This is a genomic window from Roseburia sp. 499 (assembly GCF_001940225.2).
Taxonomy (GTDB): domain Bacteria; phylum Bacillota; class Clostridia; order Lachnospirales; family Lachnospiraceae; genus Petralouisia.
In genome coordinates, this window is sequence record NZ_CP135164.1 from 610830 (window position 1) to 634875 (window position 24046).

Annotated in this window: 29 protein-coding genes; 22 read left to right on the plus strand and 7 right to left on the minus strand. The window is 37.4% G+C overall.

Annotation, left to right across the window (positions count from 1 at the left end; all coding sequences use genetic code 11):
* Positions 1 to 2 precede the first annotated feature (2 nt).
* The 12 genes from BIV20_RS03145 to BIV20_RS03200 all read left to right on the plus strand — a co-directional run bounded on the left by BIV20_RS03145 (position 3) and on the right by BIV20_RS03200 (position 10377).
* Positions 3 to 1010: a metal ABC transporter substrate-binding protein gene (locus BIV20_RS03145; RefSeq protein WP_075717976.1), complete on the plus strand. Its 1008-nt coding sequence runs from the start codon at positions 3 to 5 to the stop codon at positions 1008 to 1010.
* Between the two features lie 12 nt (positions 1011 to 1022).
* Positions 1023 to 1730: a metal ABC transporter ATP-binding protein gene (locus BIV20_RS03150; protein ID WP_075717978.1), complete on the plus strand. Its 708-nt coding sequence runs from the start codon at positions 1023 to 1025 to the stop codon at positions 1728 to 1730.
* Positions 1727 to 2572 carry a metal ABC transporter permease gene (locus BIV20_RS03155; protein ID WP_143524487.1) on the plus strand — a complete coding sequence of 282 codons (846 nt, stop codon included), beginning with the start codon at positions 1727 to 1729 and terminating at the stop codon, positions 2570 to 2572. The genes BIV20_RS03150 and BIV20_RS03155 overlap by 4 nt, the downstream gene beginning before the upstream one ends.
* 6 nt (positions 2573 to 2578) lie before the next feature.
* Positions 2579 to 3085 carry a hypothetical protein gene (locus BIV20_RS03160; RefSeq protein WP_075717980.1) on the plus strand — a complete coding sequence of 169 codons (507 nt, stop codon included), beginning with the start codon at positions 2579 to 2581 and terminating at the stop codon, positions 3083 to 3085.
* Positions 3086 to 3228: 143 nt separating this feature from the next.
* Positions 3229 to 4323, plus strand: a complete 1095-nt coding sequence (locus BIV20_RS03165) for a radical SAM protein (protein WP_075717982.1) — start codon at positions 3229 to 3231, stop codon at positions 4321 to 4323.
* Entirely contained in the window at positions 4320 to 4931 is a 612-nt protein-coding gene (locus BIV20_RS03170) for a TetR/AcrR family transcriptional regulator (RefSeq protein WP_075717984.1), read from the plus strand. Before BIV20_RS03165 ends, BIV20_RS03170 begins: the two co-directional genes overlap by 4 nt.
* Positions 4932 to 5032: 101 nt before the next feature.
* Positions 5033 to 6178, plus strand: a complete 1146-nt coding sequence (locus tag BIV20_RS03175) for an ATP-binding protein (RefSeq protein WP_075717986.1) — start codon at positions 5033 to 5035, stop codon at positions 6176 to 6178.
* A 19-nt stretch (positions 6179 to 6197) separates the two neighbouring features.
* On the plus strand, positions 6198 to 6899 hold the full coding sequence (locus BIV20_RS03180; RefSeq protein WP_242939774.1) for an MgtC/SapB family protein: 702 nt from the start codon (positions 6198 to 6200) through the stop codon (positions 6897 to 6899).
* Between the two features lie 11 nt (positions 6900 to 6910).
* Positions 6911 to 7897 carry an ArsR/SmtB family transcription factor gene (locus BIV20_RS03185; protein ID WP_075717988.1) on the plus strand — a complete coding sequence of 329 codons (987 nt, stop codon included), beginning with the start codon at positions 6911 to 6913 and terminating at the stop codon, positions 7895 to 7897.
* Positions 7898 to 8014: 117 nt separating this feature from the next.
* A complete protein-coding gene (locus BIV20_RS03190) occupies positions 8015 to 8797 on the plus strand; it encodes an ABC transporter ATP-binding protein (RefSeq protein ID WP_075717990.1) in 783 nt (260 codons plus the stop codon).
* Between the two features lie 5 nt (positions 8798 to 8802).
* Positions 8803 to 9594: an ABC transporter permease gene (locus tag BIV20_RS03195; RefSeq protein ID WP_083655078.1), complete on the plus strand. Its 792-nt coding sequence runs from the start codon at positions 8803 to 8805 to the stop codon at positions 9592 to 9594.
* Positions 9595 to 10377, plus strand: coding sequence for an ABC transporter permease (locus BIV20_RS03200; protein ID WP_075717992.1), 783 nt, complete (start codon positions 9595 to 9597; stop codon positions 10375 to 10377).
* A gap of 88 nt (positions 10378 to 10465) precedes the next feature.
* Here the strand turns inward: BIV20_RS03200 and BIV20_RS03205 are convergent, their stop codons facing one another.
* A complete protein-coding gene (locus tag BIV20_RS03205) occupies positions 10466 to 10723 on the minus strand; it encodes a hypothetical protein (RefSeq protein WP_075717994.1) in 258 nt (85 codons plus the stop codon).
* A gap of 182 nt (positions 10724 to 10905) precedes the next feature.
* Here BIV20_RS03205 and thyA point away from each other — a divergent pair, with 182 nt between their 5' ends.
* The 7 genes from thyA to BIV20_RS03240 all read left to right on the plus strand — a co-directional run bounded on the left by thyA (position 10906) and on the right by BIV20_RS03240 (position 16884).
* Complete coding sequence (gene thyA, locus BIV20_RS03210; protein WP_075717997.1) at positions 10906 to 11754, plus strand: thymidylate synthase; 849 nt, start codon at positions 10906 to 10908, stop codon at positions 11752 to 11754.
* 17 nt (positions 11755 to 11771) lie between these two features.
* Complete coding sequence (locus tag BIV20_RS03215; protein ID WP_075717999.1) at positions 11772 to 12266, plus strand: dihydrofolate reductase; 495 nt, start codon at positions 11772 to 11774, stop codon at positions 12264 to 12266.
* A 3-nt stretch (positions 12267 to 12269) separates the two neighbouring features.
* A complete protein-coding gene (locus BIV20_RS03220; RefSeq protein ID WP_075718001.1) occupies positions 12270 to 13220 on the plus strand; it encodes an AEC family transporter in 951 nt (316 codons plus the stop codon).
* Positions 13221 to 13241: 21 nt separating this feature from the next.
* Positions 13242 to 14960 carry a biosynthetic-type acetolactate synthase large subunit gene (ilvB, locus tag BIV20_RS03225; protein WP_075718232.1) on the plus strand — a complete coding sequence of 573 codons (1719 nt, stop codon included), beginning with the start codon at positions 13242 to 13244 and terminating at the stop codon, positions 14958 to 14960.
* A 12-nt stretch (positions 14961 to 14972) separates the two neighbouring features.
* On the plus strand, positions 14973 to 15494 hold the full coding sequence (gene ilvN / locus BIV20_RS03230; protein ID WP_075718003.1) for an acetolactate synthase small subunit: 522 nt from the start codon (positions 14973 to 14975) through the stop codon (positions 15492 to 15494).
* 11 nt (positions 15495 to 15505) lie between these two features.
* Complete coding sequence (locus tag BIV20_RS03235; protein WP_075718005.1) at positions 15506 to 16024, plus strand: cysteine hydrolase family protein; 519 nt, start codon at positions 15506 to 15508, stop codon at positions 16022 to 16024.
* 155 nt (positions 16025 to 16179) lie between these two features.
* Positions 16180 to 16884 (plus strand): hypothetical protein, encoded by a 705-nt coding sequence (locus BIV20_RS03240; RefSeq protein ID WP_330554418.1) that lies wholly within the window; start codon positions 16180 to 16182, stop codon positions 16882 to 16884.
* A 77-nt stretch (positions 16885 to 16961) separates the two neighbouring features.
* Here the strand turns inward: BIV20_RS03240 and BIV20_RS03245 are convergent, their stop codons facing one another.
* Complete coding sequence (locus BIV20_RS03245) at positions 16962 to 17477, minus strand: flavin reductase (RefSeq protein WP_075718011.1); 516 nt, start codon at positions 17475 to 17477, stop codon at positions 16962 to 16964.
* Positions 17478 to 17656: 179 nt separating this feature from the next.
* On the opposite strand from BIV20_RS03245, the gene BIV20_RS03250 reads away from it, so the two are divergent.
* Positions 17657 to 17851, plus strand: coding sequence for a hypothetical protein (locus BIV20_RS03250; protein ID WP_075718013.1), 195 nt, complete (start codon positions 17657 to 17659; stop codon positions 17849 to 17851).
* 41 nt (positions 17852 to 17892) lie between these two features.
* Positions 17893 to 18576, plus strand: coding sequence for a carboxypeptidase-like regulatory domain-containing protein (locus BIV20_RS03255; RefSeq protein ID WP_075718015.1), 684 nt, complete (start codon positions 17893 to 17895; stop codon positions 18574 to 18576).
* Positions 18577 to 18853: 277 nt separating this feature from the next.
* Here the strand turns inward: BIV20_RS03255 and BIV20_RS03260 are convergent, their stop codons facing one another.
* The 5 genes from BIV20_RS03260 to BIV20_RS03280 form a co-directional block, all read right to left on the minus strand.
* On the minus strand, positions 18854 to 19864 hold the full coding sequence (locus tag BIV20_RS03260) for an SHOCT domain-containing protein (protein WP_075718017.1): 1011 nt from the start codon (positions 19862 to 19864) through the stop codon (positions 18854 to 18856).
* Positions 19865 to 20034: 170 nt separating this feature from the next.
* Positions 20035 to 20934: a hypothetical protein gene (locus tag BIV20_RS03265; RefSeq protein WP_075718019.1), complete on the minus strand. Its 900-nt coding sequence runs from the start codon at positions 20932 to 20934 to the stop codon at positions 20035 to 20037.
* A 514-nt stretch (positions 20935 to 21448) separates the two neighbouring features.
* The gene (locus BIV20_RS03270; protein WP_075718021.1) at positions 21449 to 22033 is read right to left on the minus strand and encodes a Lin1244/Lin1753 domain-containing protein; all 585 of its coding nucleotides are present in this window, start codon (positions 22031 to 22033) and stop codon (positions 21449 to 21451) included.
* 18 nt (positions 22034 to 22051) lie between these two features.
* On the minus strand, positions 22052 to 22399 hold the full coding sequence (locus BIV20_RS03275; RefSeq protein ID WP_075718023.1) for a hypothetical protein: 348 nt from the start codon (positions 22397 to 22399) through the stop codon (positions 22052 to 22054).
* Positions 22400 to 22548: 149 nt separating this feature from the next.
* Positions 22549 to 23604 (minus strand): hypothetical protein, encoded by a 1056-nt coding sequence (locus tag BIV20_RS03280; protein ID WP_075718025.1) that lies wholly within the window; start codon positions 23602 to 23604, stop codon positions 22549 to 22551.
* A gap of 171 nt (positions 23605 to 23775) precedes the next feature.
* Between BIV20_RS03280 and BIV20_RS03285 the strand changes: the two genes are divergently transcribed.
* Positions 23776 to 24012, plus strand: a complete 237-nt coding sequence (locus tag BIV20_RS03285) for a hypothetical protein (RefSeq protein ID WP_143524489.1) — start codon at positions 23776 to 23778, stop codon at positions 24010 to 24012.
* Positions 24013 to 24046: the final 34 nt, after the last annotated feature.

Sequence of the window (24046 nt, forward strand, 5' to 3'; positions counted from 1 at the left end):
CAATGAAGAAAAATAGAATATTAACATGTTGTTTTGCTCTTGTTTTATGCATAGGGCTTCTTGCAGGTTGCGGTAAAAGTGCGTCTGGTGATGCGAAAACAGAAGAAGTGACTACAGATAAAATTAGTGTTGTATGCACCACATTTCCACAGTATGACTGGGTAAAAGAAATGATTGGGGATGAAGCAGAAAAATTTGAGCTCACATTGCTTTTGGATAATGGGGTGGATTTGCATAATTATCAGCCCACAGCAGAAGATATTGCGAAAATTGGTTCAGCAGATGTATTTATTTATGTAGGCGGAGAATCGGACCAGTGGGTGGATGATGCATTAAAAGAAGCAACAAATAAAGATATGAAGGTTATTAATTTATTGGAAGTTATGGGGGATAAAGTAAAAGAAGAGGAAGTAGTAGAAGGTATGCAGGCCGAAGAGGAAGAAGGAGAAGAAGGAGAAGAGGAAGAAGAGACGGAATATGACGAACATATATGGTTATCATTGAAGAATGCCAGTGTTTTAGTTCCTGCAATTTCTGACGTGCTTCAGACCGTGGATACAGAGGATGCGGAGAAAATTGCAGAGAACTGTGATGCTTATGTTCAGAAGCTGAGTGAGTTGGACAAAGAGTATGAACAGATGGTACAGAGTGCAACACATAAAACAGTAATATTCGCAGATCGCTTTCCGTTCCGTTATTTGGTTGATGATTATAGTCTTGATTATTATGCTGCATTTGTAGGATGTAGTGCGGAAACAGAGGCAAGTTTTGAGACAGTTACATTTCTTGCAGGAAAAGTAGACGAGTGTCAGGTGCCAGCTATTTTAGTAATTGAAAATTCAAATCAAAAGATTGCTGAGGCCGTAAAGGAGAATACTACTGGAAAAAATCAGGAAATTTTAGTAATGGATTCCCTGCAGTCTGTTACAAATGATGACATAAGTGACGGATTTAATTATCTGAAGGCAATGCAGGACAATCTTGATGTTTTGAAACAGGCTTTGAATTAGGAGGAAGGAATGATGGCATACATTACCTGTAATGATTTAAACCTTGGATACGATGGGAAGCGGATTGTGACGAATTTGAATTTCAAAGTGTGTAAGGGAGACTATCTTTGTGTTGTAGGAGAGAATGGGGTGGGAAAAAGTACTCTTATAAAAACATTATTGCATCTGCAGGATGCAGTAAGCGGCGAAATCATTATGGGTGATGGCTTGATGCCGTATGAAATTGGTTATCTTCCACAGCAGACAGTAGTGCAAAAAGATTTTCCGGCTACGGTATGGGAAATTGTATTATCAGGTACATTAGCAAAGTGTGGAAAAAGCCCCTTTTATAGAAAAGAACAAAAAGATTTGGCTACGGAAAAAATGAAGGAAATGGGGATTTGGGAACTGCGGAAAAAATGTTATCGGAATCTTTCGGGGGGACAACAGCAGCGAACCCTTTTAGCAAGAGCATTATGCGCCACAAGCAAACTAATCTTGTTGGATGAACCGGTTAGTGGTCTCGACCCACGGGTAACCATGGAACTTTATCAGACAATTAAGAAACTGAATGAAGAAGGAACTTCTGTTATTATGGTGTCGCATGATATACAGGCGATAGAGTATGCGACGCATATTCTTCATATCGATAAGGATGATTCTTTTTACGGGGAAAAGAGTGAATACTTGAAAAACGATAAATGGCAGTTGTTTCAGAAGGTGAGAGGTGATAGAGCATGAGTGGTATGATTGATAAAATTCAGTTTTATATGGCCTATCCGTTTGTAAGGTATGCATTGATTGTAGGAGTTTTGATAGCGCTTTGTTCTTCGCTGTTAGGAGTAACGTTGGTGTTGAAGCGGTTTTCCTTTATTGGAGATGGACTTTCACATGTGGCATTTGGAGCGATGGCAATTGCAACTGTTTTTAAACTTGCAAATGATACGATTTTTATTATGCCTGTTACAGTAATTGCGGCAATATTACTTTTAAGGACAGGGCAGAATTCTAATCTGAAGGGAGATGCTGCGATTGCCATGCTTTCGGTGGGAGCATTGGCAATCGGTTATATGGTGCTGAATCTGTTTTCTACCTCTGCCAATATTTCAGGAGATGTATGTTCAACGCTCTTTGGCTCCACCTCTATTTTGACCCTAACTATGGGAGAGGTGAAGCTCTGCGTTGTGATGTCTGTTATTGTAGTTGTGTTTTACTGTTTATTTTATAATCGGATTTTTGCAGTAACGTTTGATGAAAATTTTACGAAGGCAGTGGGAAAAAATGCAGAAGTGTACAATCTGATGATAGCAGTTATTACAGCAGTAATTATTGTGCTTGCTATGAATTTAGTGGGTTCATTGCTTATTTCAGCATTGATTGTTTTTCCGGCGTTGTCCGCTATGCGGGTGGTACATGGGTTTAAAGGTGTTGTCATCTATGCAGCTGTTCTTTCAGTAGTTGCTGCATTGGTTGGTATTTTGGTATCCATATTGTTTTCAACGCCAGTTGGCTCCACCATTGTTACGATTGACATATTGGTCTTTGGTGTGAACTGTATCATCGGAAAGGTCTTTGGGAGGTAGTTATATATGAAGTATAGAAAAAAAGCATTTTTAATACTTGGAATTCTTCTGATTGCCGTTGGGTGTGGGAAAAAGGAAAGCAGTCCGGTGGAAAATAATGTATCGGAAGAAACTCCTGAAGAGACAGAGAAAGTGGAAGAGCAGGAACAGGAGAATACCATTGATTATGATCTTACGACGATGGGAAGTGATATGGTCTATGCCACGGTGTATCAGTTTATGATGAGTCCCGATGATTATATTGGGAAAACAATTCGAATGGAAGGCAGTTATTCTGCCACATGGTATGAGCCTACTGCGAAATATTATCATTATTGTATTATACAGGATGCAATGGCCTGTTGTGCACAAGGAATGGAGTTCGTATGGGATGATGGAAGTCATGTTTATCCGGATGAATATCCACAGGAGAATGCAAAGATTGTTGTGACTGGTGTATTTGAGACTTATCGGGAAGAAGGAGATAGTAATTTATACTGTAGGTTAAAAGATGCTACCATGGAGGTGGAATAAAGCATACTATTCAAAAACAGGAGAGACAGCTTGAATGGAGTGTAGCCATTTAGGCTGTCTCTTCTGCTTTTCTTGACAGGCTAGTAATTACTAGTTATAATTAAGGCTAGTAAACACTAGCCAACAAGAAAGGAAGAATGATTATGGATACATTTCAGTTAGAAGAATATTTAACAAGAGGAGTTGAAAATATTGTAAAGGGGGCGATAAAAGCCACCTTAAAAAATCCGAAAGAAAGTGCGTTCATCGGGAAATTTATGCTTGCTGCCAAGAAGGCAGCTCTGGTGCGAAAAGAAAATGAAGAAAGAGGAATGCATATTCCACCATTTTTAATTGCAAGTATTACCAGTAGTTGTAATTTACATTGTGCAGGGTGCTATGCAAGAAGTAATCAGTCCTGTCATGACGGTGTAGGGGAAAATCAAATGTCAGGGGAAGAGTGGAATCGTATTTTTACAGAAGCGAAGGAATTGGGAATTAGTTTTATCCTTTTGGCAGGGGGAGAACCTTTGATGCGAAGGGATGTTTTGGAGCAGGCGGTGAAACATCCTCAGATAGTATTTCCTGTATTTACCAATGGAACTATGTTGGACGCATCATACATAAATTTATTGGATAAAAACAGAAATGTGATACCTGTATTAAGTATAGAGGGAGAGAAAGAAGAAACAGACAGACGGCGCGGAGAAGGGGTTTATCAAAAATTAGAAGAGGCTATGTCGAAGTTACAGGATAAAAATTTGTTGTTTGGAGCATCCATTACAGTAACAACAGAAAATGTGGAGAAGGTGACTAGCACAGCTTATGTTAAAAAATTACAGGAAAAGGGATGCAAGTTGGTGATTTTCGTAGAATATGTTCCTGTAAATGTGCAGACAAAACACTTGGCATTAGGAGAAAAAGAACGTACCATAATGGAAAAAAGTATAGGAAAAATGCGAGAGGAAGAAATGGATATGATATTTCTTTCCTTTCCGGGGGATGAAAAGTCTTCCGGAGGTTGTTTGGCAGCCGGTAGAGGATTTTTTCATATCAACTCAAAGGGCGGAGCAGAGCCGTGTCCTTTTTCTCCATATTCTGATACCAATATTCGAGGAAAGAGCCTAAAGGATGCATTGCAATCCCCATTATTTTTTAAATTGCAGAAAAATGCCTGCATGGAACAGGAGCATATCGGCGGATGTGTACTTTTTGAACAGGAAGAAAAGGTAAAACAATTAGCAGGAGGTGTAGAATGACTACCAAGGAACGGATTATAGACGAGTCCTTAACATTGTTTTCAGAAAAGGGGTTTAGCGGAGTAAGTGTAAAAAAAATTGCAGAAGCGGTAGGCATTAAAGATAGTTCTTTGTATAAGCATTTTTCCAGTAAACAGGAAATCTTTGATACTATATTGGAAGAGATGACCCGAAGAATGGATGAATTGACTGAAGTGCTTCATATTGCAGATGCTACGAAGGAGGACGCAGCACCTTATTTTGCTAATCTGACTATTGAGCAATTAGTAGAGTTATCTAAAAAGGTATTTCTATTTTATCTGAAGGATGAATTTGCGGCGAGATTTCGAAGAATGCTTACGATTGAACAGTATCATGATTCTGAGATTTCAACATTATATAAAAAAATTTTTACAAGGGATAGTATTGAATATCAGACCCTTCTTTTTTCACAATTGATTCAGGGGGGAGTATTTGGTAAGGAAGACCCGGAACTCATGGCAATGAATTTTTATGCGCTCATTTTTCTTTTGATAACCAGATATGATAATGAAACGGAAAAGGAAGAAGAGGCTTTGGAAATTTTGGAAAAGCATGTAAGAGAGTTTTCCAGAATTTATAAAAAATGATATTTTTCGAAACAGGTTGAGTTTTCTTAGACAAGTCTATATAATAGATGAGTATAATACCTATTAAAATAATAGGGAAAAGAGTAGGAAGATGAGATACCATGGAAAATATAGATATAACTTGTGAAGAGTTAAGAAAACTGGAAAAAGACACCTATGTGTTAGTAGATATCCGAGATGAATCGGCAGTAAATTATGGGACTTTGCCGGAGGCAATTCACATTCCGCAGGAGCAACTGACAGCAGAAAATACAAAGTTGCCGAAAGAAAAAAAACTTGTCCTTTATTGTACAAAAGGAATTTTCAGTAAAGAAAAAGCGGAAGAATTGTGTGAAGCAGGATACCAAGCATACAGCCTGACAGGCGGTTATACTGGTTGGTTGTTAGCACATATGAAGGAAACGGAGAAGAGAGAGGAACATTCTGCAGAGGAAATTGAAAAGAGCATCCGCAAGAAGTTTCATAAACAGTTATTTTCTAGATTTGCCAAAGCGGTTCGGGATTATGAACTGGTGCAGGAGGGAGACAAGATTGCAGTCTGCATTTCCGGTGGGAAGGACTCTATGTTGATGGCAAAGTTGTTTCAGGAGTTAAAAAAGCATAATAAAGTGTCATTTGAGTTGGAGTTTTTAGTGATGGACCCTGGTTACAGTGAGGCAAATCGTCAGGTAATTGAGAACAATGCCAAGCGGATGAATATTCCAATTACTGTGTTTGAGTCAGATATTTTCGATGCAGTATATGATATAGAAAAGTCACCTTGTTATCTGTGCGCCCGGATGCGAAGAGGTCATTTATATAATAAGGCAAAGGAACTGGGATGCAATAAAATTGCATTAGGACACCATTATGATGATGTGATTGAGACTATTTTAATGGGAATGCTTTATGGAGCACAGGTACAGACCATGATGCCGAAGCTTCATAGCACTAATTTTGAAGGGATGGAATTGATTCGTCCTATGTATTACATTCGGGAAGATGATATTAAGCATTGGCGAGATTATAATGACCTTCATTTTATCCAATGTGCCTGCCGGTTTACAGACACTTGTACTACCTGTGATCCGGATGGACGGAGTGTATCAAAGCGCATGGAAGTGAAAAACATGATAGCAGAGATGAAGAAAATCAATCCTTTTGTAGAAAGTAATATTTTTAAAAGCGTGGAAAATGTAAACTTAAGCACCGTAATTGCATATAAAAAAGATGGTGTGAAGCATCATTTCCTTGAGGAGTACGAATAAAAAATTTATGGGAGGATTTATGGGAAAAAGTATAGATATGGCATTAATCATACAGCAGCTGGAATTAATGGTAAGAATTGTACTGGCAGGAATCTGCGGAGGAGCGATTGGATATGAACGCGAGAGCCGTAAAAAGACAGCCGGACTGCGTACCCATGTAATTGTGGCAGTATCTTCTGCCTTAATGATTGTGTTATCGAAATATGGTTTTGATGATGTATTAGGACAGTATGTCAGATTAGATCCTTCTCGAATTGCAGCAGGAACCGTTACTGCAATTGGATTTCTAGGTTCGGGAATTATCTTTTCCAGAAATAAAAATGTAAGCGGAGTAACAACTTCTGCCGGAATCTGGGCAACTCTTGGAGTAGGAATGGCAGTAGGTGCCGGCATGTATGTCATTGGAATTGCCACTACGTTTATTGTGGTATTGGTAGAGATATTTATTGGGCGAGGCGGTAAGCTTTCTCATATTATGAAGCAAGTGTATCAAATTGAGATAGAGTATACGCCATCAGCGGAAAATGATATGAAAATAGCAGAGATTGTAAAGAACGAATTGGAATCTAGTTATAAATGCAAAATTTTGAGATTTCAGACCAGGCGGAAAGAAGGAAATATCCGATTGGAACTGATGGTACGGACCGCCAAGGGAAGTGAACTGATACGGTTGGCAAAACTGGCGGAGGAATACCCGGAGATTGAAAAAATTTCAATATAAGGAGAGTGCATATGCTGGATAAAATATCAGAACAGGCATTTTTTATATATGATAGAGATTTGGAATATATTTTGGGCGCGCAGGAATTGCTCAAACCTTTGAATCGGAATAAAACTGTTGCTGAAGTATTAGAGGAACCGGAAAGTGACAAATATTTAGTACTGAAAGAGGTTTATCAGGGATTTGGAGAAGAAATCTGGGGTGGAATCCTTGAGCCTATGGAAGAAATGGTGGAACAAGGAGTTTCCCTAGCATCGTATGAAAATTATCTAAAGCATATGGAAAAGCAGAAATTTTTAAGTAAATTTCTGCAGTTGCCACAGGAAGAAATCCAACAAGCTCTGGAGTCTTCTGCAAATTTAATGAAATTCTATCAAAATCATCAGGAGCGTTTCTCAAATTATTTATCGGTAGAAAGATTGTTTGAAAAGACAGAATGGTTTCTGGAAGAATTTTTTTCTTTTGTAAGGGAATTAAAAACGGAGAAGGCGGAAAAATTTTTGCATGAAAAAGAAGAAATCATTAATCAGTGGAAAGGGGAAGTGGTAAAGGAATTAAAAAGAGAGGACCCTTTAGCCTATTCTGAAAAATTGATGGAGAAGAGCTTTTACCGTAGAGGGCCTTATGAAAAATATTTTTTTATGCCGTCATTTTTTATCCCTGTATTGTGTTGCAGATGGTTTGGAAAAAATCAGATTCTGATATTTGATGCCATACGGATTCACGAACGCGGGTATGAGGTTCCGCAACAGTTGAAAATGCTTTCCGATAATGCTAGATTTCGGATTTTAAAATTATTAAAGGAAAATGGACACTTAAGTGGAATTGAAATTGCTGAGAAAATGAATTTGGCTACGTCGACGGTATCACATCATATGACGCAGATGAAAAATTGTGGACTGGTGCATGAAGAGCCGGTGAAGAATACGAAGTATTTTAGTTTAAATGAAGTTAGTATAAAAAATTGCATACAGGTGTTGCAGGAAACATTTTTGTGATGAAAGAGAGGACAGAACGTTCTCTCTTTTTTTACGTTATAGGAAACATCTTGACAATCCCAATAAATTCCATTATCATCTAATTCGATAGAGATAGAATTTTATAAGGAGGAAATTATGAAAAATGTAATTGAAGTACAGGATTTAAAACGTGAATATGTGACAAAGAAAGGTTGGATTCATCCTAAGACAACCAGAGTCACAGCTGTGGATGGAATTTCATTTCAAGTAAAACAAGGAGAGATATTTGGTCTGTTAGGTGAAAATGGAGCCGGAAAAACAACAACAATTAAGATGCTGATTACATTATTGGCACCTACGGGAGGAGTGTGCAAGGTATTGGGATATGATACCTTTGGACAGGAGAAAAATGTGCGTTCCAGAATAAACTTCATTTTTGGTGGAGAAATGGGAGTATATCGAAGATTATCAGCAAGGGATAATTTATTGTATTTTGCAGGGCTTTATAAATTAGAGAAAAAGGAGGCAGAAAGACGGGTAGAAAAGTTGCTGGAATTGGTAGATTTGAAAGAAGATAGTGAGCGTCTGGTGGAAACCTATTCCAAGGGAATGATTCAGAGACTACAGATTGCAAGAGGACTCATTAATGATCCTGAAATTATCTTTATGGATGAACCAACAATAGGATTAGACCCGGTAGGCGCGAAAATGCTTCGTGATATTATAAGGAAACTGAAAGCATCCGGAAAGACGATTCTGCTTACTACGCACTATATGTATGAAGCAGATGAACTTTGTGACAGAATTGCCATATTAAATCATGGAAAAATTTTGGCATTGGATACACCGGAGGGCTTGAAAAAGAGCTACGGAGAAAAGGGAGAAGAAACTACATTAGAGGATGTATTTTTGAAGTTGGCGGGAAAAGGAGAGAAATAAAATTGATGAAAAGTATGAAACAAACAATGAATGTAATCTGGATGACTATGAAACTTCAGATGAAGCAGTCTTTTGCACGCCCTATGTTCCGATTCTGTTTATTGATAAATCCGGTAGTAAACACAATTTTTCTTTACGAAATGTTTCTAAATAGCGGTGAAGATAATTTTATGGCATATGTAGTTTTAGGAGCCGGACTTATGGGGCTTTGGTGCTGTATTTGTTTTTCTTCAGCAGGAGACATTAATCGAGAGCGTTTTTCAGGAACGTTGCCACTGATTTATGTAGCACCGGAAGGATTTGGAACAATTATATTTGGAAAAATATGTGGAAATACATTGATATCATTATTAAGTTTTGGAATTTCCTATGGAACGGCATTTTTGTTGACGGGAAAATCTATCACAATACAGTATCCGGTAAAGTTTCTGTTTGCTTTTCTCACGGCTGTAACCTGTTTTGTGATTGTGTCATTATGTGTAGCCTATTTTCTTATGCTATCACGAAAGACAGAATTATATATGAATTTATTGGAAATACCGTTTGAATTGCTTTGTGGATTTGTTTTCCCGATTGAGATACTGCCGAAATGGATTCAGTACATATCAAATCTGCTGGCACCTACATGGGCAGTGCGTATTTTAAAAGAAAGTATAGCAAAGAATAACATGGAAAAAGAAACCGTATATTATTTGATTCTTGGAGTGGAAGTTTTGATTTTAGTTGCGATTGCGGTAATCCTTTATCGATGGATGGACAGAAGCATAAGAAAAAAAGCAACATTGGAGGTAAGTTAAATGAAACGTTTTTTAAAACAATCATGGCTGGATTTTAAGGGGCAAAGAGCAGCATTTTCGCTGGAAGAATTTGCATTGATGGAGACAATGTATCCTTTTGTGACTATGGTTTTCTATTGTCTTGTGGCAGGATATGCATTCCGAACAACGAATCTTAGCAGATGGGTAGTAGGAAATGCTTTTTTACTATGCACCAATACCTGTGTGTTTTCGTTAGGAAGTTGCTTTATGGGAGAACGATATTATGGAAGAATTCGTTCCATTATAACAGCACCGATTTCTAAGTTAGAAGTCATTCTGGAAAAGGGATTTTTTCCATGTATGATATGTATTATAACTACATTTGTTGGATTTGGAGCGGGAAGTATCGTATTTCATGTAAACTGGTCGGGAGTTAACATAGGTCTGTTTTTGGTGATTCTATTAATTGGTATGGCGTCAGCAGCGGGCTTTGGATTATTTTTAGCAACTCTTGGACTCATTTCGAATCAGATGCATTTGATTTTAAATCTGGTGGCCAATTTATTGGTTATATTCTGTGGGGCGAATTTTCCAATCAGTCAGTTGCCGGCAGCAGGACAGTTGATATCAAAATTGTTGCCCCTTACAAGAAGTATTGAAGCATCACAATTGTTATTAGAAGGGAAAATAGCATTTGAGCAAGTGCTTTCCTTATTGCTTGGCGAATTAGGAGTAGGAGCGGTATATGTGATATTAGCATTTTGCGTAGTAAAAAGTGCAGAAAGAGTTGCAATACGGAAGGGGACGTTGGAGTTATTTTGAGAATTTGAGATGAAAGTATAAAAGCGAAGGATTACATCTTGGTCTGTAATTCTTCGCTTTTTATCTACGCTAGTAGGGATAGAATCAATTACTCAGCATCGCCTGTTTCTGATAAACTACCGAGATAATCATTGACTGCACTTAAGTCTATTTCAGTGCTGGTAGGATTTTCTGCTTTCTGTGATTGATAAAAATTATATCCGGAATAGCCAATCCATCCTACGATAACAACACATAGAATAGTTCCAACAACAGAACCAATAGCCTTTTTGATTTTTTCGCGCTTCATGATTTTCTTACGGTTTGCTTTTTCTTCTTTATAGCGGTCTACTTTTTCCTGACTCATAGTAATTCTCCTTGTCCTTATGTAATGATTATAGTATACACTATTTCTGTGAAAAAATCTTGAAAATTTTTAAAATTAGAGAAAAACCAGAAAAAAGTTCAAGAAAAGGAGAAAAAACGAGGTTTCATGTGGTCTGTTTTTATGATAGAATAGCAAGTAAGTATATTAGAAGGAGCAAAATAATGAGTTTAGCAGATAAGATTTTCATTGATATGTGTCAAGATATAATAGAAAATGGAACCAGTACAGAGGGAGAAAAGGTGCGGCCTCACTGGGAAGATGGAACAAGTGCGTATACGATTAAGAAGTTTGGTGTGGTAAATCGCTATGACTTATCCAAAGAATTTCCGGCAATTACTTTGAGAAAAACAGCAATTAAGAGCTGTACGGATGAGATGCTTTGGATTTGGCAACAGAAGTCTAATAATATCAATGACCTTCATAGCCATGTGTGGGATGAGTGGGCAGATGAGACAGGTTCTATCGGAAAGGCATACGGCTATCAGATGGGTGTGAAGCATCAGTATAAGGAAGGCATGATGGATCAGGTAGACCGAGTGATTTATGATCTGAAGAACAATCCTTTCAGCCGTCGTATTATGACAAATATTTATGTCCATCAGGATTTACATGAAATGCATTTATACCCTTGCGCATACAGTATGACTTTTAACGTCACCCAGAAACCGGGGCAGGATAAGTTAGTGCTAAATGCTATTTTAAATCAGCGTTCTCAGGACGTTCTGGCAGCAAATAACTGGAATGTATGCCAGTATGCTGTATTAGTGCATATGCTGGCTCAGGTATGTGATATGGAAGTGGGAGAATTGGTACATGTGATTGCAGATGCACACATTTATGACCGTCATATTCCGCTGGTGAAGGAATTGATTAGCAGAGAGACACATCCGGCACCAACCTTCTGGTTGAATCCGGAAATCAAAGATTTCTATAAGTTTACCAGAAATGATGTGCGTTTGGACAATTATGTGACCGGACCACAGATTGAAAATATTCCAATAGCTGTTTAAAAATAGGAGGACACAACATGAATTTAATCGCAGCAGTAGACAAGAATTGGGCAATCGGATTGAACAACAAGTTGTTGGTGAGTATTCCGGAGGATATGAAATTTTTCCGTACGACCACCACGGGCAAGGTCGTTGCCATGGGAAGAAAGACACTGGAGAGTTTTCCAAATGGGCAGCCGTTGAAAAATCGAGTCAACATTGTATTGACATCCGATAAAAACTATAAAGTGAAGGATGCTATTATTGTACATTCCATGGAGGAAATGTTAGAGGAATTAAAGAAATACAACAGTGAAGATATATATGTCATCGGTGGCGAGAGTATTTATCGCCAGATGGTGGATTTGTGTGATGTGGCACATATTACAAAAATCGATTATGAATATGAAGCAGATGCTTATTTCCCAAATCTGGATGAAAAGGAAGAATGGGAAATTACTGCAGACAGTGAAGAACAGACATATTTTGACTTGGAATTTTATTTCCTGAAGTATGAGAAAAAGAAGAAGTAGGATATGGAAAATTTTATTTTTAGTATTAATGTGACAATGCCAATCTTCCTGGTAATGGTACTGGGTTGGTTCTTAAAGCAGATTGGTATGTTGAATGATAATTTTGTAACAGTAGCGAATAAGTTCAATTTTCAGGTGACACTGCCCTTTTTGTTATTTAGGGATCTTTCTTCCGTGGATATCAAAGCAGTATTTGATTTGAAATATGTGTTGTTTTGTGCTATTGCAAGTTCCATTTGTTTCTGGGTAATTTGGGGTGGTACAAAGTTGTTCATGAAGGACAAGTCTATGACAGGTGCTTTTGTACAGGCATCATTTCGAAGTAGTGCGGCGGTAATGGGGCTTGCATTCATCCAGAATCTATATGGACAATCTGCAATGGGGCCTTTAATGATAATTGGAGCGGTGCCCCTTTATAACATTTATTCTGTAATTGTTTTGACATTTGAGGCACAGGGCAGTGAGGAAAGTAGCCAGAAAAATAAAATAAAGGAAGCTTGTATTAATATTTTAAAAAATCCGATTATTATTGCAATTTTCTTAGGATTGGTGGTATCTCTTCTGGAAATTGATTTTCCGGTGCTGGTGGATAAAACAGTGAATAATGTGGCACAGATGGCAACACCATTGGCATTAATTGCATTAGGAGCTGGTTTTGAAGGAAGAAAGGCATTGGGAAAGATTAAGCCTACACTTGTAGCTTCCTTTATAAAATTGATTGCACAGGCTGCAATATTTTTACCAATCGCAGCCTGGATGGGATTTGATGGAGAAAAAATGATTGCGTTGATTGTAATGCTGGCAGCTCCAACAACTCCAAGTTGCTATATTATGGCAAAAAATATGGATAATGATGGCGTGCTGACCGCAAGTATCGTGGTGACAACTACATTACTTGCAGCATTTACCCTGACAGGATGGATTTTCTTATTAAAAACAATGGGATTGATATAGGATGAGGTGAAAAATATGGCGATGGATATAACCGGCAGAAAATTATTTGTAAAAGCATTATTAGAAGAGGGCGTTGATACAGTCTTCGGATATCCGGGCGGGATGGTAACAGATATTTTGGATGAGCTTTATAAACATGAAGAGATTGAACTGGTGTTGCCCAGACATGAGCAGGGGTTGATTCATGAAGCAGAAGGTTATGCCAAGGCAACCGGGCGGGTTGGAGTTTGTATTGTAACCAGTGGTCCGGGTGCTACCAATATCATGACAGGTTTGGCAGATGCTTATTCTGATAGTATACCGTTGGTATGTATCACTGGACAGGTTCCCTTGAATCTCATTGGAAATGATGCTTTTCAGGAAGTGGATATTGTTGGTATGACAAGAAGCATTACAAAGTATGGAGTAACTGTTCGTGATAGAAAAGACCTTGGAAAAATCTTAAAAATGGCATTTCATATCGCAAGTACAGGAAGACCGGGACCGGTGCTTATTGATTTACCGAAAGATATTCAGACCCAGATGGGACCGGCAGAATATCCAGAACATGTAAACATTCGTGGTTATAAACCAAATGAAAGTGTACATATTGGTCAGTTAAAAAAAGGTTATAAGTTATTGAAGTCTGCAGAAAAGCCGTTGTTTTTAATCGGTGGCGGTGTAAATATTGCCAAGGCAAATGATAAGTTGTTAGAGCTGGTAGAAAAGACGAAAGTTCCGGTAGTTACTACTATTATGGGAAAAGGAGCCATTCCTACTACTCATCCGTATTATATCGGAAACAGCGGAATGCATGGGAGATATGCTGCCAATATGGCAGTCAGTGAATGTGATGTGCTCTTTTCCATTGGAACCAGATTTAATGACCGTATTACCGGAGATTTGAATGAGTTTGCGCCGAAGGCACAGATTGTCCATGTAGATGTAGATACTGCATCTATTTCCAGAAATGTAGTAGTAGATGTTCCAATTGTAGCTGATGCAGGACTTGCTATTGAAAAGATGTTGGAGTGGGCTGAGCCACAGAAGACGGATAAGTGGATTGCACAGATTAAGGAATGGGATAAAGAAAATCCATTGGAAATGCGCAGAGACCATGGTATGACACCACAGATGATAATGGAGCATATCAATGAGCAGTTTGAAGAGGGAATTATTGTAACGGATGTAGGGCAGCATCAGATGTGGGCGACCCAGTACATAGAATTAAATGAGAAAAAGAAGTTTATTACTTCCGGTGGACTTGGAACCATGGGATTTGGTTTCCCGGCTGCTATCGGAGCTAAGATTGGATGTCCGGATAAAGAAGTTATCTGTATTAGCGGTGATGGCGGTATGCAGATGAATATTCAGGAACTGGCAACTGCCATGGTACAGGATGCTCATGTGATTGTATGTGTATTTAATAACTATTATCTTGGAATGGTACGCCAGATGCAGCAGCTTTTCTACGGAAAGCGTTATGAAGCCACCTGTTTAAGACGCAGAAAGAATTGTCCGAAGGACTGTAAAGGACCGAATCCTGCCTGTCCACCTTATGAACCGGATTTTGTAAAACTGGCAGAAAGCTACGGTGCAACGGGAATGCGTGTAACGAAGGAAGAAGAGATAGCACCGGCATTTGAACAGGCAAAAAAAGTAAGTGGACCGGTAATTATTGAATTTATGATAGCAACGGAAGAAATTGTACTGCCCATGGTAAAGAGCGGAAATCCCATGAGCGAAATGATTTTGAAGTAAGGAGGGAAGGACATGAAAAAGAGATGGATTGCATTATATGTGGAAAATGAAGTGGGTGTCCTTGCCAAGGTATCCGGTCTTTTTTCCGGAAAATCTTATAATTTACAGAGCCTCACAGTGGGAACTACGGAGGATGAAACTGTGTCTCGTATGACAATTTGTGTTGCTAGTGATGATGTGACTTTTGAGCAGATTAAAAAGCAGTTGAATCGTATGGTAGAGGTTATTAAAGTTATGGACCTCACAAATGTGCCGACGCATATGAAGGAGATTCTGTTTGCTAAGATTAAAAATTGTTCTCAAGAGGACAAGACAGAGGCATTCCAGATTGCACAGGTATTTCATGTAGAGGTATCGGATATCGGAAGTGACAGCGTATTGCTGGAATGTAAGCTGACAGAGCGCCGGAATAATGAACTGATTGCTTTGTTGAAGAGTAGATTTAAACATGTTGAGGTGGTTCGTGGCGGTGCAGTAGCTATCGAGTCTATTAGTACCTCTTGTGCAGGAAAGACGGAGTATGACCGGAAATAGGAGAAATTAAAATGGTATTACTTATTGTTGACACACAGGAGATGATTGTAACAAAGCAGTTGTATCAATATGAAAAATTTATTCAGAATGTGAAAAAAGCAATTGAAACAGCAAGAGAAAATGATGTAGAGGTTGTCTATATTCGGCACGATGATGGATTTGAATTAACAAAAGGTGTAGATGGATTTGAAATATACGAAGAATTTGCACCAAAGCAAGGAGAAAAAATATTTGATAAGCATGTGAATAGTGCGTTCAAGGAGTCTGGACTGCTTGAATATCTTAGCGCTAAGAACGAGAAAAGTGTTATGCTTGCAGGATTACAAACAGACTATTGTATCGATGCAACTGTAAAATGTGGTTTTGAACATGGATTTGAGATGTTGATTCCGGCATATTGTAATACCACGGTGGATAATGAATTTATGTCAGGAGAAAAAACATATCAGTATTACAATGAAAAAATGTGGCATGGGCGTTATGCAAAATGCATGAGTTTAGAAGAAGCGCTAGCAGTTATGAAGAACTGATGTCCGGGAAAAGAATTTAGCTTGTGCTCTTTTGGGGAATATGATATTCTTGTCCCAGAGTGAAGTTTAGAGGTAAAGGTAACAAAATACAAAAGAAAAATTTAGCGGGAATAAAGAACACTAATAAAAATGGAATGAAAGGAGGGATAAGAGCGATGTTGAATGCAAAAGATTTATGTGCAATCCGAGAAGTTATGCAAGAAGTTATGCGAGAAGAAATTGCAGAATCAGAAGAACGAATGACAGGAAAAATTGCAGAATCAGAAGAGCGAATGCAAGGAGCAATGAGAGGAGCAATCGCAGAATCAGAAGAGCGAATGCAAGGAGCAATGAGAGGAGCAATCGCGGAATCAGAAGAACGAATGATAGGAAAAATTGCAGAATCAGAAGAGCGAATGCAAGGAGCAATGAGAGGAGCAATCGCAGAATCAGAAGAGCGAATGCAAGGAGCAATGAGAGGAGCAATCGCGGAATCAGAAGAACGAATGATAGAAAAAATTGCAGAATCAGAAGAACGAATGATAGGAAAAATTGCAGAATCAGAAGAACGAATGATAGGAAAAATTGCAGAATCAGAAGAGCGAATGACAGGAAAAATCGCAGAATCAGAAGAGCAAACAAGAGGCTATATTGATAGTCGGGTAACGGAAAGCGAAAACTTGATTTTGAAGTATGTTGATGATACCAGAACTACTCTTGAAAATAAGATTCAGATGGTACAGGATAATCTCAATGAAATTACCCAGTATTATAGGATTAAGCGACTAGAAGATGAAAACATAAGTTATTTGATTAGGAAGACTGGAGAACTAGACATTCGTGTAGAAAAATTGGAAAAGATTGCTGGAAAAACAGCATAAAACAGAGGAAGAAAGCAAAATTGATAGATTTTATCAATTTTGCTTTCTTATATCATGTATCATAGGAAAGATGCAGCTTATCTTGCCAAAATTTCTATGATTTCACCTACATACATGGTATGTGGATTTTCTCCATTATCACCGGTATACCATTTTTCTTTTATTTCAGGGTCGATGAAGTGAGCTTCTTCAATTGGAACAGCAGCCATCTTTTTGCAAAGTACCACAAAATTTCCTTCGTCTATGTAAGGAATACCATCTTTATAATCCAAATTGAGTCCGGAAGTTTTGAATTTATCCTCCTGACGTCCGGATACGACACCGAAGTATTTTAAATCATTTTTGTATTTGGAGTCAAAAAAGGTGCAGGAAAAAGTATTTCCATTGTCGATGAATTCTTTCGTATAACGTTTTTCACGAACAAAGATAAATGCTACATTTTTCCCCCAAAGGACGCCAAGTCCACCCCAGCTGGCAGTCATGGCATTTGCTTTTTTTTCATCCCCCGAGGCAATCAGCATCCACTCAGTTCCAATTTTGGTAAATGGATTGAACTCTAAAAGTTCCACAGGATATGGTTGAAATTGATGCATAGTCATTCTCCCTTTCTATAATCGTAATCTATTATCATAAGTATACAACATTTCTAAAAAAATTCCTATAACAGTTTCAGAATTTCTTAAGAAAAACGTAGAATGAAATTCAAGATTTTTTCATAAACTAGTAGTATTATGACGTAGTAAACGTGAAGAGGTCTTTGGAGGAAAGTACAATGAGAAGAAAGAAAGACGAATTTGACAGTATAAATAAAACGAAAAGCAATGGAAAATTAGTAGTGGTAACTGTTGCAGTTCTGGCAATTTGTATTACAGGATTCATGTGTGCAAAGAAATTGCAGATGGATGAGAGATATATATCTTTAAAAAATGCACAGGAATGTAGAATGGAGGAAATTTTTAACGGGTAGTTGCATAAAATATCAATAAATGCATAGTATCAGAGGTATTTATGAATCAAAGATTGCGTGCAGCTCAGATGAACCATGTAGATATGGGAAAGCTAAGGGTTGAGGCTACGTCAGCAGTAGGAAGGCTCCCAGTAGATAATGCCAAAGTAACTCTTTCTTATACAGCAGAACCGGGAAGTACGTTGGAGGAGCTAACAACAAATTCTAATGGACAGACAGAAGAAGTGTCAATTGCAGCTCCACCATTGGAATATAGTATGGAGCCGAATCAGCCACAACCTTACGCTGAATATACGATACATGTAGAAGCAGAAGGGTATCGTCCGGTTAATGTGGATGGAATGGACGTATTTTCAGGTCAGACTGCCTTACAGGAAGTGAAGATGGAGCCATTAGAGGTGTCGGAACCGGATTTGAAAAATATTGTGATTCCGGCGCATACGTTGTTTGGAGATTATCCCCCTAAAATTGCAGAGGATGAGATAAAGCCTGTGAATGAGAGTGGCGAAATTGTTTTAAGTAGGGTGGTGATACCGGAATATGTGGTTGTACATGATGGAACACCGGGGGACTCTACTGCAAGTGATTATTATGTAAGATATCGCGATTATATTAAAAATGTAGCTTCAAGTGAGATTTATGCTACCTGGCCGGAATCCACCATAACAGCTAATATTTTAGCAATTATGTCCTTTACATTGAATCGTGTATACACAGAGTGGTAGGGGAAACGCCACTCATTCGTGGTTGTCGTTCCCTTATCCTCAATGAACTTGTTATAAAAATGACTGGGAAAAATTCTTACGAGATTGAATATTACTAGAATGTTGGACAAGCAGTAAAAAGGCAGGTACGAAATCAATCGTGCCTGCCAAAATTGTAAGTACTTAATCTAAACTTTTGCCGAATGTGCTTCGGACAATATCACTTAAAAGTGAGGGCTTTTCTTTTCCTCTATTAAATTGTAGCATATTGATTTTTCAAAAGCAATGGATGAAATTATTACAATCCCAACAATTCTTTTTTCTTTGTATTGAATTCATCTTCTGAAATAATGCCTTCATCTAACAGTTGTTTGAACTTTCGTACCTCCTCAAATGCATCTGGTTTACTTTGTTGAGTAACTTGTTCGACCATTTTTCTTACTTGTTCCTCCTGCTGTATTTTTTGCATTTCTAATTTTTTTTGTTCAGCTTGAGCTATCGCCATTTGGGTTTCTTTATCAGCATTAGCAATCAATTCATTTATTGTGTTTTTAATTGCTTCTACTTGTTGCCTGATTTTTTTGCTTTCAAATGGTATCGAATTATTAAAGAAGAAATACTCACAACTATATGATTGCTTTGAAGAAACACCTTTCGGAATAAACTTTAAATATCCATTTGATGTATTGGAACTGCTGTAAATTTCAACACCTGCCATATTTCTAAGGTCTATTCGCCTTTCACCTACAGAAATCAATTGTCCAACATTTTTATGTCGTTCTCGTGACTTCTTTTCTGAGTTTTTTTCTTTTTCCTGCTGGTTTAATGTTGCTGATATTGCGACACCGATACCAGTTTGTACCAGTTTTCCAGACATCAATCCTTTTACAAGATTGCGTTTATCATCTGATGAAATCAATGTATCGTCATCATCGTCATCATCTTCAAAGTCAGAAAACATATTTTCTAACTCCGCTTTCTTACTCTCGTTTTTAGTAGTAATAATGCAATATGTAGAAAATACCTTTAGTGATTGTCCTGCCTTACCTTTGATAGCAGTAATAAATCCTGCATTGATATACTCGTCAAAAAAACGTGTTATTTCTGCAATTATCCCTTGTGGCATATTATTTGCAGTTGCTTTTTGAAGTGCGTCATTCTTCTGATTTATCAATTCATCCATTGATAAAAACTCCCTATTGTTCCACATTGAAACATTTGCTAATGAACTACAGTTTTTGCATAAAACAACATTTCCAAAAGTTGTAGTAAGTAATGCTGTTTTTCCACACGACATACATTTAGCCATAACTTCTTCCTCCGTTAATATATAATGATTTGTGCAAATGTATTTACACTATAATAGATTGTGCAATTTTCGCGAAGTTGTATTATTTATTACAAACTACCCAATATTTTATCATAAACAGCAATATTTCACAATCAATCATGCCTCATAACATAGAAACATCGAATTTTTTATCTTAGATATGATGTAATAGATGTATCAATCCTATTATGCCCCAAGGCTTGCGATACCACATACACAGTATCACGCTCAAAGACATTTCCCTCTCTATCCCTATAAAGGTCACCTTTCACTTTTTCATGTCTTGCAGGATAGAAAGATAAATATTCATCCCTTAATGCTTTATTGTCTGTAAGTGTGTGATATAGTTCTTGTGCATACTCCCTACGCAATCCATGTATGTCTATTTCTTTTGGTATATGTTCAAAGAGTTTTGTCTTTCCGCTTTCTCTCGCACGTTCAAAGATTTGTTTTACTTCATCTACCTTAGATGGAAGAATAGGAGCAAGACGGTCACGACCACCTTTACTTTGTTTTATGTCAAGAAAATATTTGCCATCCCTCTCAACCAGACTATTGATATTCAATGTTTTCAAATCACACCTACGACAGCCTGTAGCCGTAGCCACAGTAAATATATCGGCATATTTACCAGTTCTGCTTATATGCTTATCATTAAATGTTTCTTCACGACTACGCTTCACATCTCCATTGTGGCGAATCGGCAAGGGCACTTCGATATTATGACCGTATATCATTCCAAGTGCAGAACGCTCCATTTTAAGCGTATAAACCGATTTTCCATCTTCTAAGCGTGTTTCTATGTATTCTCTTGCGTAACGCTCTGTATCGGCTAATTTGCCATATCTAACGCCTTTTTCAGCGAGCCACTTCCCATATTCACGACCGACTTTATTGTATGTATCATAAGTGCTGAAGGAATAGATTTTATAAGTGCTTTTACCGAAACTTGTTTCTCTTTCAATTTTATCTAAATGCTTGCTTTCTCCGAAAGCTATCTTATCCGCTAATGCGGAATGTATTTGATTTGATATAGTCTTTCTTCCCATTATCAGACCTCCGATTTTAATATTTGTTAAACCCGAATAATCGGTGGTAGGCTTTTTTGACCTGCTTGCCCTTGCAGGCTTTTATTTTTCTCTCTATGATAAAATGCCAATAGGCACATTGCTAAATTGTTATAATGGAAAACTTATGAAACACTATACTAAGAATATCCGTAACAGGATATATCAGAAATACTTACATCTATATTATACAGCACAGATATTCTAAATCAAAGTTATGTAGGCTTATAATCGTTTACATACTACATATTTATGTGTATGTAACCATATAAGCTATATGGGGGCGGTATTACCTACAAGTCAAAGCATTGCAATTCATTACCAGTCATTACCTTTCAATATCTTTCCTTTCCAAGCAAATCATTACAAGACAATACAGAACATTACATATCACTACCAGTCATTACATTATAAGAGTATATTATGAGTAGGTGCTTGTTCCGTACGGAATATATGTCGGGAAAAGCAGGACACCCAGAAGAGTGTCCCATGATTATTAGTTGAACGGTAATCCGTCATAATAGCTATCATTAAAACCTGTATTATAATGTTGTTCAATATTACTTTGAGGAATACTGCTTTGTTGTGTACTGTTGGCTGAATTTGTATCAGTAGTAGGTTTATTCTGTTTGTTCTTGCTGTTTCTGTCACGAGCTCTTTTAGCTTGTAGCATTTCCCAGTTGTAAATTTGTTGAACATCTGTAAGATATTCAATTCCATCATGCTGAAAGTTATGTATAATTTTATTATCAAGAAGCGTCGTGATAATTGAAGAGCTGTCGTTCTCTGATACTCCCCAAAGTGTCAATCGTTCTAAAATATCTTCCTTTGTATCATTATCCCATAGCACATACCAACCATTGTGACACATTCGTTCTCTTAGATACATATATACAACCAGTACCTTGTTGTTTGCTTTTACTAACTTACGAAAGATTGAATTATTAAACACTTCAACCTCTAACGTGATATAGTCCATGTCTTGTGCATAGCAGACACCTTTTTCAGATTTGACAGGGTGTTTCTTCTGCAATTCTTCCATAATTCCATCATCAATCATTTTGCGACGTTCTATCTTCATAATTTTGTACCTCCTTATTTAGCGTTCATACCAGAAGAAAATAACTGCGTCTGCTGGTGTTCCAAACGAATCAATATGTTTTTCTGCGTGAATTACAATAGAGCCATCATATACAGTATTTCCAAAAGGACTGTCATAACTTCCGTATTCATGCCCTAAAGAAATGTATTCTTCATCTTCATAGAAGTTTCCATAATCACCACTTACAAATCGGTCTATTGCTGAAATAATAGCGTTATACCATTCGTTTGTATCATCATTTTCAAGTACCAAGAGCATACCAGAGCTAAAGGCAAATATACCATTTGATTCTGTAAAGAACGGTCTTTTTTCTGGTATGATTTGTTTAATGTAATCATAATCCATATATACTCCTTTCTAATAGCAAGTTTACAATTAACCACTTTTTGTGAGCTTGCTATATTCTAAAAAATATATCCCCCCTTTTGAGAGGATATATTAATATTACTACAAGCTTTTGAATTTGTCAACCACTTTTTGTGTGTTGACTTATTTCATCTCATTTCATCCAAGTATTGAAGTATTTCATCACATTGCGTATAAAAGTCTGTTGGAGCATTTCCAGAAGCAACCCATTCATCAAATCCATTTATCAAATCGGTATCATATCGTTTGGTACATCTTGCAAGCTCTTTACGACCTCCCTCGGCTTTCAAGACAAGTCGCTTATAATCAACTGGGAATATCATTGGTACTTTACAATGAATACAAGCCATTTCAAGACTACCTTTTTTCTCATACCAATGTATCAGCTTATCAAAGTTTTCTGGAACAGGTCTGTTCCTCTTTACTAAGGTAGATATATTATATTTCTGGTCGAACAACTCTAACTCTTTCTTATAATTAACTGTTTGCTCATAGTTGTCCGCTTTCATATGAAAGCCATTTTTACTGAATCCAGACATTGAAACCGCTGTTTTCTCTGGTATTTTGAATAGTTCATAGAGCCAAAAGGCCACACGAAAAGCCATACTATAATCTTTTCCAATACGACCACGACTGTCTGGGATATCGCCATCTTCCAATCGTGCTACAAGGTCAAAAGCTCGGTCATACTCTGATTTTGTGCGAGGTTTAAAGCCGAAATCAAATGTACTAAATTCTGATAATGAACTTTCTCGTGTATAGTCTGGAAAGAGAACACCTATGTTCTTTTCTCTAAATATCTTGTAATACTTCTTAATGTTTGCCACATTTCCAAAGGCACTAAGAGAATTGATGATAAGCACAGTATTGAAAGGTTTAAAGGGCTGTTCATCAGACTGCTTAATTATGCTGTCCAGTTTAAAGAACATTCCGTCTCTGGCACTTGTAATCACATCTACTTGTAATGTAGTCTCTGGATTGAAAGACATATTGTTTTCTATAATGTCATAGGTAGGTGTAACAGCGTCCTCTGATACATAAACGAACATATTCTTCATGGTCTTTACTATATCCAAGTAGTCAGCATATAACCTTGTATTCTCAAAGTTTTTCTTTAATTCGTCTTTGGTGTGACCTGTTCGCAAGCTGGCATACCCGTAAATCTTCATATCTGTAATATCCATGCGTAAACTCCTTTCCTACAAGTCTACATATATTATATAGTCTGCGTTTTAAAAAGTCAACCTATAAAAAGTGGTTGACAAAATCAATGTGCAATGATATGATAGTCATACCATATAAAGTGGTTATCAATCAAAAGGAGGTTGAAATATCAAGGAAAGGAGTTGATGTCCATGGTAAATACAATGACCGAATGTGACAAGCTCCGAAAGAATACTATTGTAGTAAATGGTATTAGGGAGCTTGCCATGAAAGAAGCAACAGTCTATCAGAAAAAAGAGATTAAATGCGAGGGAATGAAAGTATATGTGGAATTTCCAGAGCCGACAGAATGTGATAATCAGATTAAGAAAGAGGTTAAGGATATTCTTACTAATGCTTTACAGGAACAAATGAAAAAAATCTCTTAATATAAAAGCGGGGATGTTTTCCCTGCTTCACAGA

Excerpts from the sequence above, each read along its gene's own strand:
- BIV20_RS03280 (WP_075718025.1), bottom strand. The coding sequence starts at position 23,604 with ATGGATATTACAGATATGAAGATTTACGGGTATGCCAGCTTGCGAACA.
- ilvN (WP_075718003.1), top strand. The coding sequence starts at position 14,973 with ATGAAAAAGAGATGGATTGCATTATATGTGGAAAATGAAGTGGGTGTC.
- ilvB (WP_075718232.1), top strand. The coding sequence starts at position 13,242 with ATGGATATAACCGGCAGAAAATTATTTGTAAAAGCATTATTAGAAGAG.
- BIV20_RS03215 (WP_075717999.1), top strand. The coding sequence starts at position 11,772 with ATGAATTTAATCGCAGCAGTAGACAAGAATTGGGCAATCGGATTGAAC.
- BIV20_RS03245 (WP_075718011.1), bottom strand. The coding sequence starts at position 17,477 with ATGCATCAATTTCAACCATATCCTGTGGAACTTTTAGAGTTCAATCCA.
- BIV20_RS03220 (WP_075718001.1), top strand. The coding sequence starts at position 12,270 with ATGGAAAATTTTATTTTTAGTATTAATGTGACAATGCCAATCTTCCTG.
- BIV20_RS03160 (WP_075717980.1), top strand. The coding sequence starts at position 2,579 with ATGAAGTATAGAAAAAAAGCATTTTTAATACTTGGAATTCTTCTGATT.
- BIV20_RS03185 (WP_075717988.1), top strand. The coding sequence starts at position 6,911 with ATGCTGGATAAAATATCAGAACAGGCATTTTTTATATATGATAGAGAT.
- BIV20_RS03285 (WP_143524489.1), top strand. The coding sequence starts at position 23,776 with ATGGTAAATACAATGACCGAATGTGACAAGCTCCGAAAGAATACTATT.
- BIV20_RS03165 (WP_075717982.1), top strand. The coding sequence starts at position 3,229 with ATGGATACATTTCAGTTAGAAGAATATTTAACAAGAGGAGTTGAAAAT.
- BIV20_RS03250 (WP_075718013.1), top strand. The coding sequence starts at position 17,657 with ATGAGAAGAAAGAAAGACGAATTTGACAGTATAAATAAAACGAAAAGC.
- BIV20_RS03275 (WP_075718023.1), bottom strand. The coding sequence starts at position 22,399 with ATGGATTATGATTACATTAAACAAATCATACCAGAAAAAAGACCGTTC.
- BIV20_RS03200 (WP_075717992.1), top strand. The coding sequence starts at position 9,595 with ATGAAACGTTTTTTAAAACAATCATGGCTGGATTTTAAGGGGCAAAGA.
- BIV20_RS03240 (WP_330554418.1), top strand. The coding sequence starts at position 16,180 with ATGTTGAATGCAAAAGATTTATGTGCAATCCGAGAAGTTATGCAAGAA.
- BIV20_RS03155 (WP_143524487.1), top strand. The coding sequence starts at position 1,727 with ATGAGTGGTATGATTGATAAAATTCAGTTTTATATGGCCTATCCGTTT.
- BIV20_RS03145 (WP_075717976.1), top strand. The coding sequence starts at position 3 with ATGAAGAAAAATAGAATATTAACATGTTGTTTTGCTCTTGTTTTATGC.
- BIV20_RS03270 (WP_075718021.1), bottom strand. The coding sequence starts at position 22,033 with ATGAAGATAGAACGTCGCAAAATGATTGATGATGGAATTATGGAAGAA.
- thyA (WP_075717997.1), top strand. The coding sequence starts at position 10,906 with ATGAGTTTAGCAGATAAGATTTTCATTGATATGTGTCAAGATATAATA.
- BIV20_RS03235 (WP_075718005.1), top strand. The coding sequence starts at position 15,506 with ATGGTATTACTTATTGTTGACACACAGGAGATGATTGTAACAAAGCAG.
- BIV20_RS03180 (WP_242939774.1), top strand. The coding sequence starts at position 6,198 with ATGGGAAAAAGTATAGATATGGCATTAATCATACAGCAGCTGGAATTA.
- BIV20_RS03175 (WP_075717986.1), top strand. The coding sequence starts at position 5,033 with ATGGAAAATATAGATATAACTTGTGAAGAGTTAAGAAAACTGGAAAAA.
- BIV20_RS03195 (WP_083655078.1), top strand. The coding sequence starts at position 8,803 with ATGAAAAGTATGAAACAAACAATGAATGTAATCTGGATGACTATGAAA.
- BIV20_RS03205 (WP_075717994.1), bottom strand. The coding sequence starts at position 10,723 with ATGAGTCAGGAAAAAGTAGACCGCTATAAAGAAGAAAAAGCAAACCGT.
- BIV20_RS03260 (WP_075718017.1), bottom strand. The coding sequence starts at position 19,864 with ATGGCTAAATGTATGTCGTGTGGAAAAACAGCATTACTTACTACAACT.
- BIV20_RS03255 (WP_075718015.1), top strand. The coding sequence starts at position 17,893 with ATGAATCAAAGATTGCGTGCAGCTCAGATGAACCATGTAGATATGGGA.
- BIV20_RS03190 (WP_075717990.1), top strand. The coding sequence starts at position 8,015 with ATGAAAAATGTAATTGAAGTACAGGATTTAAAACGTGAATATGTGACA.
- BIV20_RS03170 (WP_075717984.1), top strand. The coding sequence starts at position 4,320 with ATGACTACCAAGGAACGGATTATAGACGAGTCCTTAACATTGTTTTCA.
- BIV20_RS03150 (WP_075717978.1), top strand. The coding sequence starts at position 1,023 with ATGGCATACATTACCTGTAATGATTTAAACCTTGGATACGATGGGAAG.
- BIV20_RS03265 (WP_075718019.1), bottom strand. The coding sequence starts at position 20,934 with ATGGGAAGAAAGACTATATCAAATCAAATACATTCCGCATTAGCGGAT.